Source organism: Sphingomonas aestuarii (assembly GCF_054457155.1).
On record NZ_JBTKVV010000011.1, the window covers coordinates 1 to 15,590 of the forward strand.

Genomic DNA, 15,590 nt, shown 5'->3' on the forward strand with positions numbered 1-15,590 from the left:
AGCGCCCAGGAATGGACGCCGGGGGAGGATGGCGCGCGGGCGCGGGTCAATGATTTCGTCGGCGAGGCTGCGGATTACGAGGCGACGCGCAACCTGCCCTCGATCGAAGGAAGCGCGCGCCTGTCGCCTCACCTCCATTTCGGCGAGGTGTCGCCTGCCCATGTCTGGCACCGCACGATGAAGGCAGGCGGATCGGTCGATGTGTTCCTGGGCGAACTGGGATGGCGCGATTATGCGCAGAACGTGATCCTGCAGTTTCCGGATTACGCATCGAAGAACGCGCGCGACCGGTTCGACGCGCTGCCGTGGCGCGACTTGCGCGAGGCGCGGGGGGATTTCGCGGCCTGGAAGGAGGGCCGCACCGGCTATCCGATCGTCGATGCCGGGATGCGGCAACTCTGGACCAGCGGCTGGATGCACAATCGCGTGCGGATGATCGCAGCGTCGTTCCTGATCAAGCATTTGCTGATCGACTGGCGTCATGGCGAACAATGGTTCTGGGACACGTTGGTCGATGCCGATTACGGGTCGAACGCGGTCAACTGGCAATGGGTCGCGGGAACGGGGATCGATTCCAACATGTTCAGCCGGATCATGGCGCCACTGTCGCAATCGGAGAAATTCGAGTCCGGCGATTATATCCGCGAATGGGTGCCGGAGCTGGCGAAGCTGTCGGACGCGGTGATCCACGATCCCGACGAGCATGGGTGTCGGCCGAAGGACTATCCGGCCAAGATCATCGGGCATCGCGAAGCGCGCGAGCGTGCGCTTGCGGCTTATGCCAAGGTGAAGTGAGAGGGCTTGCGAAGAGTCTTGCTCGGTGCATTAGGGAGACATGATCGCTTTCCAATTCGTCATTCCCGCGCGCGCGGGAATCCATAAGCACTGGCATGGGTTATGGATTCCCGCCTGCGCGGGAATGACGGGTGGAGTGGATGCCGCGTGAACGTTGAGCGCAGCAATCGGGGGCGTCGTGTCGTCGCGCCACGCGGGCATCGCGCGCGGGCGATCGATACGCTGCTCAACCCCTTCACGGCGCTGTTTCACGGCTTCCTCGACCGGATGGATGGCGCGATCGTCGATGGCGCGATCGAGGCGAGCCTGCCCGACGGCACCACGCGCCTGCTCGGCGGACGGCGACCGGGGCCGCATCCGGTGGTGCACCTCCACAGCTGGCGCGCGCTCGTCAGCCTGGCGGCGGGCGGCTCGGCGGGATGGTATGAGGCGTGGGCGCGCGGCGACTGGTCGTCCCCCGATCCAGTGCCCTTGTTCGAGATTTTTACGCTCAATCGCACCACGCTTGCGCTGCTGGGGCGGGCAAGTCCGGCGACGCGGGTGTTTCGGCGGCTGGCGCACCGACTGCGGCGCAACGACAAGAAGGGATCGCGGCGCAACATCGCCTATCATTACGATCTGGGGAATGATTTCTATCGCGCGTGGCTGGACCCGACGCTGACCTATTCGAGTGCGCTGTTCGGTGCACCCGTCGCTCACCCTGAGCCTGTCGAAGCCGGGATGGCGGAAGCACCCTTGGACGGGCTCAGGGTAAGCGCGCAGGGGCGTCCGACCGCAGGAGGTCTGGAGGCGGCGCAGCAGGCCAAGCTCGACGCCATCCTGGCGCGCACGGCGACCGGACCCGGCGATACCATCCTCGAGATCGGCTGCGGCTGGGGATCGTTTGCCGAAACCGCGGCGCGGGGCGGGCGGCGAGTCCATGCGCTGACCCTGGCTGCCGAACAGAAGCGCCATGTCGAAGCGCGGATGGCCGCGGCCGGGCTGACGGGGGTGGCGGTCGAACTGACCGATTATCGCGATGTCGCGGGCACCTATGACGCGGTTGCGAGCATCGAGATGGTCGAGGCGGTGGGGCAGGAATATTGGCCCGCCTATCTCCAGACCATTGCCCGCGTGCTCAAACCGGGAGGCCGGGCGGCGATTCAGTATATCGCGATCGACGATGCGATCTTCGCGAACTACGCCGCCAATGTCGACTTCATTCAGACCTATGTCTTTCCCGGCGGGCTGTTGATCTCGGAAAGTCGGTTTCGTCGAATTGCCGAAGATTGCGGGCTGGAATGGGCCGATCCGCATCGCTTCGGCGCCGACTATGCCGAAACGCTTCGGCTGTGGCGCGAGGCGTTCGACGCCGCCGATCGCGAAGGGCGGATACCGGTTGCATTCGACAACGCCTTCCGCGAGCTTTGGCGCTATTATCTGATGTATTGCGAAGGCGGATTCAGAGGCGGCGCGATCGACGTCGCCCAGGTGACGCTGGTGAAGAAGGAGTGAGGGGGATGATCGGACGGTTGCTCGGCGGAATTGCGGGTCTTGCGCTGTTGGCGGGATGCGCGGCGGAAACGCAGGTCGCGTCGCTGAACGGCATACCGGTCGCGAAGGACGCGGTGGTGTCCGATGCGATGACCGTCGCGCCCTCCGATCTGGGGCGATTGCAGCAGGTCGGCGCGGAAATCCTGTTCTGGGACCAGCCGACGCGCGAGCGCAATTTCCGGCAGATGGAGGCGATTTTCCCCGGCTATGTCGTCCAGGCCGGATCGCGGGTGAAGCCGCTTCCCGCAGGCACGCCGCTGCCGGTCGATGGCGCGACGGTCGATGCGTATATGAAGGCGAACAACGTCGCCGGACTGATCGTGGTTCAGGACGGGCGGGTGCGGCTGGAACGCTATGGCCTGGGGTTCGGACGCGAGGGGCGCTGGACCAGTTTTTCGGTCGCCAAGTCATTTACCTCGACGCTGGTCGGCGCGGCGATCAAGGACGGTTTCATCAAGTCGGTCGACGAGCCGGTGACGCGCTATATCCCCGAACTGGCGGGGTCGGGCTATGACGGAGTGACGATCGCGCAGTTGCTGACGATGACGTCGGGGGTGCGCTGGAACGAAGATTATACCGACCCCAATTCGGACGTGGCGCGCATGTATGCCAAACCCGCGCCCGCGGGAATGGACGCGACGGTCGCCTATATGCGGACGCTGCCGCGTGAGACCAAGCCGGGCGACAAATTCGTCTACAAGACCGGTGAGACCAACCTGATCGGCGTTCTCGTGTCGAATGCGATCGGCAACCGGTCGATCGCGACCTATCTGAGCGAGAAGATCTGGAAGCCCTATGGTTTCGAGCAGGACGCGTTCTGGATGGTCGACCCGACCGGGCAGGAAGTCTCAGGCTGCTGCCTGTCGGTGTCGTTGCGCGATTATGCCCGGATGGGGCTGTTCGCGCTGGAGGGCGGAGCAGGCCTGGTGCCCGATGGCTGGATCGCGGAAGCGACGCGACCGCACGTCACGCTGAACGCCGCCGGGTTCGGCTATGGTTACCAGTGGTGGACCTATCCCGGCGGGCTGTATGGCGGGCAGGGGATTTTCGGTCAGTCGATCACGGTCGATCCGAAAACGAAGACGGTGATTGCGATGGTCAGCGCGTGGCCGCGTGCGACGGGGAGCGACCTGACCATGCCTCGCTTGAAGTTTGTGAGTGAATTGGTGGCGGCTGCCGAGAAGTAGTCCGTTTCGCTTCCCTCTTTGTCGTCATTGCGAGCGTAGCGAAGCAATCCAGAGCGGTGCGCGTAACGGCTGGATTGCTTCGCTAGGGTCCAAACTCAATCAGGAGATCGACGTGACGGAGCCGATTTTGGTGCCAGGCAAGGCGCGAGGAAGGCGCGATGCTTGAGCATCGTGCCCGACGAGCAACGCTGCCTGGCGCCGAAATCGGCCCGCCGCAAAGCGGTCGCCCGGAGCGGCGGGTGGGCGATCACGCCGACCCCCTGATTGAGTTTGGACCCTAGGCTCGCAATGACACAGGGAAGGTTCAGTCCACCCGTTCGAAATGGCCGGTGGCGAAATCCTCGGCCAGCAGCGCGGCGATCCGCTCGCCGACGACCTCCGGCAGCTTCACGCTGTTGGGGTCTTCGCCGGGATAGGCGCGCTCGCGCATCTTGGTGCGGGTGGCGCCGGGATCGATGATCGCGACGCGGACCTTGCCCAGCCCGCGATGTTCCTCGGAATAGCTCGCCAGCAGCGTGTCGAATGCTGCTTTGGACGCGCCGTACAGCCCCCAATAGGGACGCGGGCTGCGACCGACGCTGGAGGTCAGACCGACGACGCGACCACGCCCGCTTTTCTTGAGCAGGTCGTCGAACGACGCGATCAGTGCGGCCTGCGCACTGACGTTCAGCGTCAGCAGCCGCGCCATTTCCTTCATGTCGATCGCGGGCACCGCCGATAGCTGGCCCAGCGTCGCGGCGTTCAGCACCAGCATGTCGAGCTTGCCCCAGCGTTCGCTGACCGCCTGCGCCAGCCGCGCGACGCTGTCGCCGTCGATCAGGTCGAGCGGCGCGATGGTCGCGGTGCCGCCCGCCTCGTGAATGCGTTCCTCGACTTCCTCAAGCCCGGCGGCGGTACGCGCGGTGAGCACGACATGCGCGCCGCGTGTGCCCAGCGCGATGGCGGTCGCCGCGCCGATGCCGCGCGATGCGCCGGTGACGAGCGCGATTTTGTCGGTGAAGGATTTGTCGGTCATGTGCAGTCCTGGGATATTTCCCCGCGCTCAGGCTGAGCCTGTCGAAGCCGGGTTTGTCTCGACACCCTTCGACAAGCTCAGGGTGAGCGCGGTTGCGAAGAGTTGTTCTAACCCACCCGTTCTTCGAGCAGGGCGAACTGGTCGACCTGTGTAGTTTCGTCCTGATCGGTCAGCGGGGTGGGGTAATCGCCGGTGAAGCAGGCGTCGCAATAGCCGGGTTCGCGCTCGGCGCGCGTCGGCTGACCCAGCGCCTTGTAGAGGCCGTCGATGGAGACAAAGGCCAGGCTGTCGGCATGGATGAAGTCGGTCATCCCGCCGACATCGTGCTTGGCGGCAAGCAGCTTGGCGCGCTCGGGCGTATCGACGCCGTAGAAGCAACTGTGCCGGGTCGGCGGCGATGCGATCCGCATGTGAACCTCTGCCGCGCCCGCATCGCGCATCATCTGCACGATCTTGAGGCTGGTTGTCCCGCGCACGATCGAATCGTCGACCAGAATCACGCGCTTGCCCGCGATCAGCGAGCGGTTGGCGTTGTGCTTCAGCTTGACGCCCAGATGACGGACCTTGTCGCCCGGCTGGATGAAAGTGCGGCCGACATAATGCGAGCGGATGATGCCGAGTTCGAACGGAATGCCCGACGCCTGAGCGTATCCGATCGCGGCGGGCACGCCCGAATCGGGCACCGGGATGACCAGATCGGCATCGACCGGCGATTCCATCGCGAGTTGCGCGCCGATTTCCTTGCGCACTGCATAAACCGAGCGATCCTCGGCGATCGAATCGGGGCGCGAGAAATACACCCATTCGAAGATGCAGGGCCGCGCCGCACGCTCGCCGAACGGGCGGATCGAGCGGACCTCGGTGCCCTTGACGATGACCAGTTCGCCGGGCTCGACATCGCGTTCGTAGGTCGCGCCGACGACGTCGAGCGCGACCGTTTCGGACGCGAAGATCACGCTGTCGCCCAGCTTGCCCATCACCAGCGGACGGATGCCCAGCGGATCGCGGCATGCGATCATCCCCTCAGGCGTCATCACGATCAGCGAATAGGCGCCCTCGACCCGTTTCAGCGCGTCGATGAACTTGTCGAGCAGCGTCCGGTAATGCGAGGTCGCGACCAGGTGGATGATCGTCTCGGTATCGCTGGTCGACTGGAAGATCGAACCCGATCGGATCAGGTCGCGCCGCAGCCGCATCGCGTTCGAGATGTTGCCGTTATGCGCGATCGAAAAACCGCCCGAGGCCAGTTCGGCATAGAGCGGCTGCACGTTTCTGAGCGCGGTTTCTCCCGTCGTCGAATAGCGGACATGGCCGGCCGCAACTTCGCCCGGCAGCGCTTCGATAATCTCGGGCCGGTCGAAATTGCCGGCGACATGGCCCATCGCGCGGTGATTGTGGAATTGCTGGCCGTCGAAGCTGGAAATCCCGGCGGCTTCCTGTCCCCGGTGCTGGAGCGCGTGAAGCCCCAGCGCGACGAGCGCGGCCGCTCCTTCCGCGCCGGATACCCCGAACACGCCGCATTCTTCGCGGAGTTTGTCGTCGTCGTAAGGATTGGTGGTCAGCATGCAGCCCAGCTTCGCGTGATCCAAGTCACCGGCCATATAGGGAGGGTTGGCCGCTTTGTCCCCCCTTTGTCACACATCGCTGAACCTGCCGTGAAATCGGGCGTTTTTGCATTGTCGCAACGGAGAATGACGATGGCGAAGGATCACGGACCGCAGATCAAGGACGACAAGCTGTACGAGGAACTGCGCAAGCAGGGCGAATCGAAGGAAAAGGCCGCCCGCATCGCCAATGCGAAGGCGGCGGGGACGCTCGACCGCAAGGGGACGAATCTCGACGATCGTTCGAAGGACGAACTGTACGATGAGGCGAGAGACATCGGGATCGAGGGGCGGTCGCAGATGTCGAAGGATGAACTGGTCAAGGCGATCCGCTCGCATTGAAGCGCTAAATTGCGGTCTAGCGAAATCGCCTTCCCCGTTCGTTTCGAGCGAAGTCGAGAAACGCGATGTTGGCGCTCGGGTCACGTTTCTCGACTTCGCTCGAAACGAGCGGGTTGGGGGTGTCTCGGGGATGAGGTTCAACCGATCTCCACCCTCAGCGATGCGATCAGCCGGTCGGCGGTTTTCAGGCGAGGTTCCTCCTCGTCCAGAATCGCGTGGAACGCGCGGCGCTTGAACCCTGCGATCGCGCCGGGTTTCAGCGTGACGGTATCGGGCAGGGTCGAAACCACGATGTCGATCAGCCGATCGGCACCATGCAGCCGTCCCCAGAGATAGTCGTTTTCGCGATAGGCGCGGCTGAAGAACGCGCCGAAATTGTTGAACTGAGTGCCCTTGAGCGTTGCCTCCGCGCCGCCCTTTCGAATGGTGTTGCAGTCGTCGGGCGAAATGCGGTCGATGCGGATGGGGTCGAATTCGTCGAGCCCTTCGCCCTGCAACATCGGCAGCGTCGCGATGTCGAAAAACGGAAAGCCGAGATAGGCAAGCAGCATCGGCCGCCGAAGCTCCTTGTCCAGCCTGCTGAGCGCGGTGGACAGCGCCGCGTCGGTTTCGTCGTCGAGCCGACGCAGGTCCATCGCCGCCTCCAGCCGGTCGAGCACCGGCGCGGCGTCGCCGTCCATCGCCTTTAATTCGGGGCGAAGCGCGCGGTAACGATCCGATCGCTCGCATTCGAGATAGGCGGACAGCGCGTCGTAGATCGCGTCGCGCATCGGCTTTACCTCGGCCTCGCCTGCCTGAGCGTCGAGTTCGGCCAGACGGCGTGCGAGCAGGCGCAGGCGGCGGATGCGGAAGCCCAGATCGTGCGCGCGCAGGAATGCGATTGCCTCGGCATTGGTGGTTTTCGCCGAAAATTCATGCGCGCCGCGCGCTTCGACCGCCGCCGCGACCGCCGCGCGCGTCCGGTGCCAGGCGTCGTGATCGGGCTTGCCCGCGATCGTGTTCAGCGTCGTCGCGATGCGGTCGACGATGCCGTCGAGTTTCAGCAGCGCATAGGCGGTGTGGCCGTAACCGGCCTTGGACGCGGCGGCATTCTGTGCGCGCCTGCGCCACCCTTCCAGCCGCTTGGGCGTCGGATAATCGAGGAACAGCGTGTAGCCGAACAGCGATTCGACCTGCGCTTCCACTTCCTCGCGGATGCGTTCCAGAATCGTCAGCATCCGTTCGATCTTTTCCGATCGGTCGGACAGCGCGTCGAGATTGTCGCGGATCGGCTGGTGGCGCGGCAATTCGCTCAGCGCGCCGATGACGGTGCGAAAGAAGCCGGGCGCTTCATCGCCATTGCTGCGCAGCGCGAAGGTCATGCCGGGCGACGGGTCGATATAGACGAAACGGCGATCGATCTGGCGATGCGCGGGGCGTTCGCGAAGCGCCTCGATCGCCGGACGGAAAGGCGCGTTGGCCAGCACCGATCCGTCGATGAGTGCGGCCTGTTCGGCGCGTCCGATCGCGAAATGGCGCGGCAGGATGCGGTCGAGAAACGCTTTCCGGCTCGGCCAGCGCAGCTTTCGTTCCTCGGCCACCGCGTCCAGTTCGCCGACGGTAAAGGCAGGGAACGCGCCGGGAAAGCTGGACGTCGCACGCGCGGCAAAGGCCAGCTCGGCGGGGTGGGCGAGCGTTTCGGGCGTGTCGCCATGATCGGTGAAGGAGAGGACGAGGCGATGTTCGGTCTCGACCACCTCGGGCGGCGAATTGAGCCGCAGGCGTTCAGGATGGCCGCCGAAATCGGTTACGGTGACGAACAGGTCGAGCGGCTGGCCATTCGGGAGCAGCCGCTTGGCCTTGGGCGACTTCGCCATCGCGTCCAACGCGTCGAGGATCATGTTCAGCAGCCGCTTGCCGCCGAACGGCGGCTCGAACCAGCGCGATCGGACGAAGCGCAGCAATTTGGCCTGCACTTCCTCGCGTTCCTCCGGCTCCACCGTGCCGTCGACGGTGATCCCCTTCTTCGCCGCCATCCACGCGATCGGCGCGGCCCAGAATTTGGTCATGCCCGATTTTGGCGCCTGATCGGGGTCGAGCAGCGCGTCGGCATCGGCATTGTCGAGCCACATCTGCGTCAGCGGCTCCAGCGGCTGGCCGGTGGTGATGGCTTGCGCCAAAAACACGCCGTTGATCCCGCCGGCGCTGGCGCCCGCGATGATGTCGATCAGCACGCGCAGGCGGATGCCGGTCTCGTCCTCGATGTCCTGAAGCAGCGCGCGATAGACGCCCTGGCTGCCGGGCGCGGGCGGATCGCCATCGGCGAACGCCCGGCTGGCGGAGGACAGCCGCCAGATTTCCTTGGTGATGCCGTGCATATAGACAGCCAGGCTGATCCCGCCGTAGCAGACGAGCGCCAGCCGCAATTCCTTTTCGCGCATTCCGCTCGCTGGCTCCCCACAATCATATCCGTTTGTGCTGAGTAGAGGCCGAGTAGCCGCGTCAGCGGCGTATCGAGGACTCGTATCGAAGCATCCTTCGATACGCCCCATCGGCTTCGCTCAGGGGCTACTCAGAACGAACGGATAAAGTTGCGTCCTCAACTCGCCACCACCCTAGCCCATATCGGCAGGTGATCGGAAGCCGTGCGCGACGCGAGACTTTCATGGACGCCACAATCGGCGACCTTCAATTCGCGCGACACCAGGATGCGGTCTAGTTTCGCCACTGGCCGCCGCGCGTGGAAGCTGGGGCCGGTGTCGGCCATGTCGTAATGGCGGCAGAAATGGCGGATGCAGCCGAGCCGGGCGGACCATTCGTTGAGGTCGCCCATCATTACCGTCGGCATCGCCTCTCGCTCATGGGCGAGATGGGCGAGGATCGCCTGCGCCTGACGGCGCCGCCACAGCCCCGACAGGTCGAGATGCATGCCGACGACACGCAAGCGTTTGCCGTTGATTTTCAGATCCGCCATCACCGCGCCGCGTGGCTCCAGCGCGGGCAGATGGATCGCCTCGCAATCGAGGATTTCGGCGCTTTTCCGCACCAGCAGGGCATTGCCATGCCAGCCCATCGACCGGTCGCGCAGCGCGATCGGGACGGCTTTCCAGTCGCTATGCTCTTCCAACAGATGCGGCGTCATCACGCTGGCGCGCGTGCCGAACCGGCGATCGGCCTCTTGCAGCGCGATCACGTCGGCGTCGATTTCGTTCAGAACCTGCAACGTGCGTTCGGGACGGCGACGGCGGTCGGTCCCGATCGACTTTCGCATATTATAGCTGGCGACCTTGATCATGCGGTTCCCAAAACATTCCTCCCCATCGGGGGAGGTGGCAGGCGCAGCCTGACGGAGGGGGCGACCCAAGCGAGCGACTCGTGTGCGGCGCCCCCTCCACCAGCTTCGCTGGTCCCCCTCCCCCGGTGGGGGAGGAATTTGCGTAACTATCGCGGCAGGGTGATGGTTGCGATCAGGCCGCCGCCGTCGCGATTGGCAAGCCGGATCGTGCCCCCGGCTTCGCGCACGATCGCGCGCGCCAGCGACAGGCCCAGCCCGATGCCGCCAGTGTCGCGATTTCGCGATGCCTCCAGTCGGGTGAAGGGATCGAACACCGCGTCCAGTTTGTCCTGCGGGATGCCGGGACCACGATCGCACACCTCGATCGCGACCGAACCCGGCGGGGTGGTCAGTCGAACCTCGGCGCTGCCCGCATATTTCACCGCGTTCTCGATCAGGTTGCGCACCGCGCGGCGCATCAGTGCGGGGCGCATCCGGGCGCGGATGCGGGGGCTGTCCTCCAGCGTAACGTCCGCACCGATGTCGCGAAAATCCTCGACCACCGCATCGACCAACGCCGCCAGATCGACCTCGGTCGCCGGTTCGCTCGGGCGCCCAAGCCGGGCCAGCGACAGGATATCGTCGAGCATCCGGTTCATCTCTTCGATGATTTCCGCCATCCGCGCGCGGTCGGCATCGTCATCGACCGATTCGATGCGGACGCGAAGCGCGGCAAGCGGCGTGCGCAGGTCATGCCCGATCGCGCCCAGCATCCGGTCCTTTTCATCGAGCATCGCGGTCACCCGTGCGCCCATGCCGTTATAGGCGGCGATCACCGCGCGGACATCGTCCGGGCCGCGTTCCTCCACCGCGTGCGCCTCTTCGCCGGGGCGGAACTCGCGCGCGGCGGTGGCGAGCGATTTGAGCGGCTTGGTGATGCGCCGCCCGACCCACAGCAGCGGGATCAGGACGATGATGTAGAAAATCAGCGTCTGGGCCGCCAATCGCCAGATCACGTCGCGTGCGCCGCGTGGCCAGGGGGTGGACAGCGTCAGCCAGCCTTCGCCCGGTATTTCGACCGCGATCATCAACTCGCCGCCAAAGCGCTTCAATCGTTCTGCACGCTTCGCCGAATAGGTGGCGAGGCGGGGGTCGTTGCTGCGGATCTGGCGCACGCCCGTAATGATCTGCCCGTGTGGCAGGCCAAGTTCGGTCAGCGCGGTGCGGATGCCGTCCTCCACATCGTCGGCTCGGTCCAGCCCGGCAGGGATCGGGTTCGCCTGTACCAGGTCGACGCGCCCGCCACGCCGTTCGGGGCGTGGATTGCCCTGACGATCAAGGCGCGGGATGACCAGCGTGCGCCCGGCGCGGAGCCGTTCGATCGCATCGACGACACGGGTGATGGCGGGTGCGGTGACCTGATTGAAGCGCAGCGCCTGACGCTCGCGAAAGATCAGCCCGAAATTGATCGCCTGCGCGACGAACAGCGCGAGTGCCACCAGCAGCGCGATCTGGCCGGTCAGGCTGGAGGGCAGGAAGCGCCGGATGGTCAAAGCCGGGTGACCTCGCTGGCGAGCGTGTAACCGCCGCCCCAGACGGTCTTGATGAGTTCGGGCGATTTGGCATCGACCTCGATCTTCTTGCGCAACCGGCTGACCTGATTGTCGATCGCGCGGTCGAACGCGGCGGCTTCGCGGCCCTGGGTCAGATCGAGGAGCTGGTCGCGGGTGAGCACCTGACGCGGGCGAGTGACCAGCGCGAGGAGGAGGTTATATTCGCCCGTGGACAGCGGCACCGATACACCTTCGCGATCGACCAGGCTGCGCTCGCCGGTCTTCAATACCCAGCCCGAAAAGGCGTAGCTGCCGCTCTCCGGAGCATGTTGCCGCGCGCCGCCCGCCGCCATGCGGCGCAGCACGACGCGGATGCGAGCGGCGAGTTCGCGGGGAGAAAACGGCTTCACGACATAATCGTCGGCGCCCATTTCCAGCCCGACGATCCGGTCGGTCTCCTCCGACTTGGCGGTCAACAGGATGACGGGCGTCTCGCTGGTCGCGCGGATGTGGCGGCATAGCGACAGTCCGTCTTCGCCCGGCATCATGATGTCGAGGATGACGAGGTCGATCGCATAGGCTTGCAAGCGCGTGCGCGCCGCCTCGGCATCGCCGACCTGGGTCACGCGAAACCCCTGTTTGGTCAGATATTGCGCCAGTGGTTCGCGGATCGAGCGTTCGTCGTCGACCAGCAGCAGATGGGGGGTGTCGGCCATGTCCATCGGTTAGCAGGTCCTTGGGCGGAGAAAAGGGCCGGTTACCGCCGGGCAGGGGGAGGAGGGGGCTGATACCCCCGCCCGGCGGTCCGGTTTCGACGCGACCTCAGTTGGTCGGCGCCGCGACGGGCGCGTCACGCTGCGCCCGCATTGCTGCGCGTCGTTCCTGCATCTGGGCGCGAAATGCCTGACGCTCGGCTGCATCGACGCGGCCATCCTTGTTGGCGTCCATCCGGTCGAACCGGGCGAGTGCCGCTGCACGATGTTCGTCGCGGCTGATCATGCCGTCGCCATTGGTATCGACGCGCGCCAGCATCGCCGCGCCGCGCTCGCCGCCGCCACGGCGACCCATGCGTGGGCCTTCGCCGCCCTCGGCGCGGCGCGCCTGACGGGCTTCGCGGAATGCCGCGCGTTCCTCGGCGGAGACGGTGCCGTCGCCATTCGCGTCCATTCGCGCGGTCATCTGCGCGCGGCGGGCGGTGCGGCTGGCCTTGGCGGTGGCACGTTCGGCATCGGTGACGGCGCCGTCATTGTTGGTGTCGAGCCTCCCATCGCGCTTGGCCTTCATCGCCGCGCGCGCTTCGCCGCGTTCGGCGGCAGAAATCTGTCCGTCGCCGTTGGTATCGAACTGAGCCAGACGACTCTGGCCCATGCCCATCCGCTTCATGCCGCCGCCGCGCTTGCCCTTCATGGCGGCGCGTTCGTCGGCGGAGATCTGGCCGTCATTGTTGGTATCGAGGCGCGCGAACCGCGCGTCGGCCTGTGCGGTGATCTCGGCGCGGGTGATGATGCCGTCACGATTGGCGTCGGCAGGCGTCTTGTTCGCGCCCTGCATCGCCGGACTGGAGCTATCCTGACCGGCGATCGCAACCCCGGCGATCGCGGTGGCAGCAAGCGCAGCTGCCATGAAAAGTCGGTTGTTCATCGTAAGCATCCTCGCAACTAGAGACGCGAACTACCGCGTCGATGGTGCGATAAATGAACCCCGGCTGTCGCACGCCTTTGTCAGCGCGCGGCCAAAGTGTCGCAAATTGTCGCAGAGGGGGTGGCCACTCCCCATCCCATTTGGTTCCAGCGAAGTCGAGAAACGTGGGATGGCGCTTTGATTCCGTTTCTCGACTTCACTCGAAACGAACGGAGGGGGCGGGCGGTCAATTCTTTTCGTGCTCCTGCGAAAGCAGGAGTGTTGGAAATATGGCGGACGATGGCCAGCACTCCTGCTTTCGCACGGGCAAGACTATCCGAAAATCGCCACCGCCTGCATCGCTTCGGCCACCGGGGCGCCATCGGCATTCCAGATCGTCATCCGCTGGCTCGAATACCCCCCTTGCGCACGGTCGCTGGTCGCGCCCAGCAGCCACCAGCCGTCGCGGGTTGCGGGCGCGGGGTCGAGGAAATTGATCTGCCAGTTGAGCGAGGACAAGGGCGTCAGTTTCTCGAACAGCTTGAACGCGGCAGGCGGCAGCCCGTCGCCGATCGCCATCAGCTCGACCATCGGGTCCAGTCCGTCGCGCGTCCGAAGCCGCCCCCAGCGCAACCATTCCGCCGGGCCGAGGTCTGACTTGGGATCGAAGAACTCGAAATTGCTCGTGAAGAAATTTTCCGGCCCGACATAAAGGCTTGCATCAGGCGGCGGCGGCGCGATCGGGGCGGTGCGCACGGCGTCGTACGACACCGCACTTTCACGACCGGTCATGAACACGAAGGTCGCGCGAAACCCTAGCCCCGCCTCGCTGACGATGTCCGACTGGACGAAGGCCGCATTGCGTCCGCGGCGCAGCAATGTGGCGGTGACCGTCACCGCGCCCGACAAGGGGCCGACGAACGCGATCTGCGCCGACCGGAGCGGCGGCAGGTCGTCCGCCAGACGCTGCGCCGCGTCGAGCGCCAGCGCGGCGGACAGGCCGCCATAGGCGGTGCGGCCCTGCAACCAGTTGGCGGGAATCTCGCTCGCAAAGCCACCCTCGACCGGAGTCGCGGCAGCGAGAATGTCGGTCAGCGACGTCATGCATCGGCTCCCTGATAACGGTCGCGCAGGTCACGCTTCAGCACCTTGCCGATCGCGCTGCGCGGCAATTCGTCGAGGCGTTTGAGCTCGGAGAGGCGCTGCGTCTTGCCCACCCGTTCGTTGAACCAGCCGAGGATCGCGGCGGCCTCGTCTTCGGCGTCGGCGCGCGCGACGTAGAAACCCATCGGCGTCTCTCCCCAGGCCTCGGACGGCATCCCGACCACGGTGCACTCCACGACATCGGGGTGGGTGGCGAGGATCGCCTCAAGGTCGCTGGGATAGATGTTGAACCCGCCCGAGATGATGAGGTCCTTCTTGCGGTCGAGCAGGGTCAGGAACCCGTCCGCGTCGAACCGCCCGACATCGCCGTGGCGGATGAAGCGGTTGCCGTCGGCATCGAACCATTCGGCGGCGCTCGACGCCTCCTTGCGCCCGAAATAGCCGCTCATCATTGCGGGGGATCGACCGACGACTTCGCCGACCTCCCCGGGCGCGACCTCCACGCCGTCGTCGTCGATCAGCCGGATGTCGTGCCCCTCGATCGGGCGTCCCACCGTCGCGAGCTTGTCGGGAAACTGGTTGCAGACGAGGAGTGTCGTGCCGCCGCCTTCGGTCATGCCGTAATATTCGACCAGCAGCCCCGGCCAGCGCGCGACGATGTCGGCCTTGAGCGCGGCGGAGAAGGGCGCGCTGGTGCAGGTCTTGAGCACGAAGCTCGACAGGTCGAATGCGTCGAAATCGGGGAGCGCCATGATCCGCGCATATTGGACCGGCACCAGCATCGCATGCGTCGCGCGGTTGGCTTGCGCCAGTTCGAGGAAGCGGCGCGCGTCGAATTTCTTCATCAGCACTGCCGTTCCGCCCCAGGCGAGGGTGGGCAGGAAGCTGACCAGGGTTGTGTTCGAATAGAGCGGCGTCGCGATCATCGTCACCGCGCCGGTGAAATTGCTGCGCGACACTTGCGCCCAGCGCATGGCGTGCGGCTGGACGATCCCCTTGGGCGTGCCCGTGGTGCCGGAGGAGTAGATGATGTTGAACGGGTCTTCGGGCGCGATCTCTACCGCGGCGGGCGGTGTCGTCGCATTCGCCCATCGATCCAGCTCGCCGAGCGCCAGCAGCGGCACGGCGAACGGAGCGTCGGCGAGCGCCGCCAACGAAGCATCCTCGGCGAACAGCATCGGCGATCCGCAATCGGCGACCATCGCCGCGATCTGGTCGGGCGTGGAGGACGGCGCGAGCGGCGTCGGCACGCATCCGGCGCGCAACGCCCCCAGGAACAGCGTGGCGAGCGCCGCGCTGTTGCTCGCCACCATCGCGATCGGCGTACCCCTGGCGATCGACGCCGCCTGAAGCGTGGCGGCGATGCGGTCCATCGCCCCGTCGAGTGCGGCATAGTCGAGCATTGCGTCCTCGCCGACCAGCGCAGCCTTGTCCGGTTGCGCGCGGGCGTGTGCCGCGATCAGGTCGGACAGCGTTCCGAAATCGCTGTCGATCAGGGCGGCGGGCAAGGCGGGATCGTCGGCAGTCATGCTTTCCAGCTATGCGAGCCGCCGCACGAATGCCATACGCAATTTTCGAAAACCG

At 65.5% G+C, this 15,590-nt stretch carries 13 protein-coding genes; 4 read left to right on the top strand and 9 right to left on the bottom strand.

Annotated features, from left to right (window positions below):
- The 3 genes from ACX0GZ_RS14175 to ACX0GZ_RS14185 form a co-directional block, all read left to right on the top strand.
- Positions 1–795: cryptochrome/photolyase family protein (locus ACX0GZ_RS14175; protein ID WP_458817404.1), on the top strand; the 795-nt coding region annotated here is incomplete at its 5' end.
- A gap of 147 nt (positions 796–942) precedes the next feature.
- On the top strand, positions 943–2,289 hold the full coding sequence (locus tag ACX0GZ_RS14180; RefSeq protein ID WP_458817405.1) for a class I SAM-dependent methyltransferase: 1,347 nt from the start codon (positions 943–945) through the stop codon (positions 2,287–2,289).
- A gap of 5 nt (positions 2,290–2,294) precedes the next feature.
- Entirely contained in the window at positions 2,295–3,515 is a 1,221-nt protein-coding gene (locus tag ACX0GZ_RS14185) for a serine hydrolase domain-containing protein (protein WP_458817406.1), read from the top strand.
- A gap of 304 nt (positions 3,516–3,819) precedes the next feature.
- On the opposite strand, the gene ACX0GZ_RS14190 is transcribed toward ACX0GZ_RS14185, so the two are convergent.
- Both ACX0GZ_RS14190 and purF read right to left on the bottom strand, forming a co-directional pair.
- Positions 3,820–4,530, bottom strand: a complete 711-nt coding sequence (locus tag ACX0GZ_RS14190; protein WP_458817407.1) for an SDR family NAD(P)-dependent oxidoreductase — start codon at positions 4,528–4,530, stop codon at positions 3,820–3,822.
- Between the two features lie 107 nt (positions 4,531–4,637).
- The gene (gene purF, locus ACX0GZ_RS14195; protein ID WP_458817458.1) at positions 4,638–6,095 is read right to left on the bottom strand and encodes an amidophosphoribosyltransferase; all 1,458 of its coding nucleotides are present in this window, start codon (positions 6,093–6,095) and stop codon (positions 4,638–4,640) included.
- Positions 6,096–6,227: 132 nt separating this feature from the next.
- Between purF and ACX0GZ_RS14200 the strand changes: the two genes are divergently transcribed.
- A complete protein-coding gene (locus ACX0GZ_RS14200; RefSeq protein ID WP_458817408.1) occupies positions 6,228–6,476 on the top strand; it encodes a DUF7218 family protein in 249 nt (82 codons plus the stop codon).
- A gap of 137 nt (positions 6,477–6,613) precedes the next feature.
- On the opposite strand, the gene ACX0GZ_RS14205 is transcribed toward ACX0GZ_RS14200, so the two are convergent.
- The 7 genes from ACX0GZ_RS14205 to ACX0GZ_RS14235 form a co-directional block, all read right to left on the bottom strand.
- Positions 6,614–8,896, bottom strand: a complete 2,283-nt coding sequence (locus ACX0GZ_RS14205; protein ID WP_458817409.1) for a patatin-like protein — start codon at positions 8,894–8,896, stop codon at positions 6,614–6,616.
- A gap of 158 nt (positions 8,897–9,054) precedes the next feature.
- A complete protein-coding gene (locus tag ACX0GZ_RS14210) occupies positions 9,055–9,750 on the bottom strand; it encodes an endonuclease/exonuclease/phosphatase family protein (RefSeq protein WP_458817410.1) in 696 nt (231 codons plus the stop codon).
- 146 nt (positions 9,751–9,896) lie between these two features.
- Positions 9,897–11,276, bottom strand: coding sequence for a sensor histidine kinase (locus tag ACX0GZ_RS14215; protein WP_458817459.1), 1,380 nt, complete (start codon positions 11,274–11,276; stop codon positions 9,897–9,899).
- A 2-nt stretch (positions 11,277–11,278) separates the two neighbouring features.
- The gene (locus tag ACX0GZ_RS14220) at positions 11,279–11,998 is read right to left on the bottom strand and encodes a response regulator (RefSeq protein WP_458817411.1); all 720 of its coding nucleotides are present in this window, start codon (positions 11,996–11,998) and stop codon (positions 11,279–11,281) included.
- 106 nt (positions 11,999–12,104) lie between these two features.
- On the bottom strand, positions 12,105–12,923 hold the full coding sequence (locus ACX0GZ_RS14225) for a hypothetical protein (protein WP_458817412.1): 819 nt from the start codon (positions 12,921–12,923) through the stop codon (positions 12,105–12,107).
- A 312-nt stretch (positions 12,924–13,235) separates the two neighbouring features.
- Positions 13,236–14,006, bottom strand: a complete 771-nt coding sequence (locus ACX0GZ_RS14230; RefSeq protein WP_458817413.1) for an acyl-CoA thioesterase — start codon at positions 14,004–14,006, stop codon at positions 13,236–13,238.
- Positions 14,003–15,535 carry a class I adenylate-forming enzyme family protein gene (locus ACX0GZ_RS14235; protein WP_458817414.1) on the bottom strand — a complete coding sequence of 511 codons (1,533 nt, stop codon included), beginning with the start codon at positions 15,533–15,535 and terminating at the stop codon, positions 14,003–14,005. Before ACX0GZ_RS14235 ends, ACX0GZ_RS14230 begins: the two co-directional genes overlap by 4 nt.
- Positions 15,536–15,590: the final 55 nt, after the last annotated feature.

Coding starts and splice junctions, on each gene's coding strand:
- ACX0GZ_RS14185 (WP_458817406.1), top strand. CDS start 2,295: ATGATCGGACGGTTGCTCGGCGGAATTGCGGGTCTTGCGCTGTTGGCG.
- ACX0GZ_RS14205 (WP_458817409.1), bottom strand. CDS start 8,896: ATGCGCGAAAAGGAATTGCGGCTGGCGCTCGTCTGCTACGGCGGGATC.
- purF (WP_458817458.1), bottom strand. CDS start 6,095: ATGCTGACCACCAATCCTTACGACGACGACAAACTCCGCGAAGAATGC.
- ACX0GZ_RS14210 (WP_458817410.1), bottom strand. CDS start 9,750: ATGATCAAGGTCGCCAGCTATAATATGCGAAAGTCGATCGGGACCGAC.
- ACX0GZ_RS14235 (WP_458817414.1), bottom strand. CDS start 15,535: ATGACTGCCGACGATCCCGCCTTGCCCGCCGCCCTGATCGACAGCGAT.
- ACX0GZ_RS14220 (WP_458817411.1), bottom strand. CDS start 11,998: ATGGCCGACACCCCCCATCTGCTGCTGGTCGACGACGAACGCTCGATC.
- ACX0GZ_RS14230 (WP_458817413.1), bottom strand. CDS start 14,006: ATGACGTCGCTGACCGACATTCTCGCTGCCGCGACTCCGGTCGAGGGT.
- ACX0GZ_RS14225 (WP_458817412.1), bottom strand. CDS start 12,923: ATGAACAACCGACTTTTCATGGCAGCTGCGCTTGCTGCCACCGCGATC.
- ACX0GZ_RS14190 (WP_458817407.1), bottom strand. CDS start 4,530: ATGACCGACAAATCCTTCACCGACAAAATCGCGCTCGTCACCGGCGCA.
- ACX0GZ_RS14200 (WP_458817408.1), top strand. CDS start 6,228: ATGGCGAAGGATCACGGACCGCAGATCAAGGACGACAAGCTGTACGAG.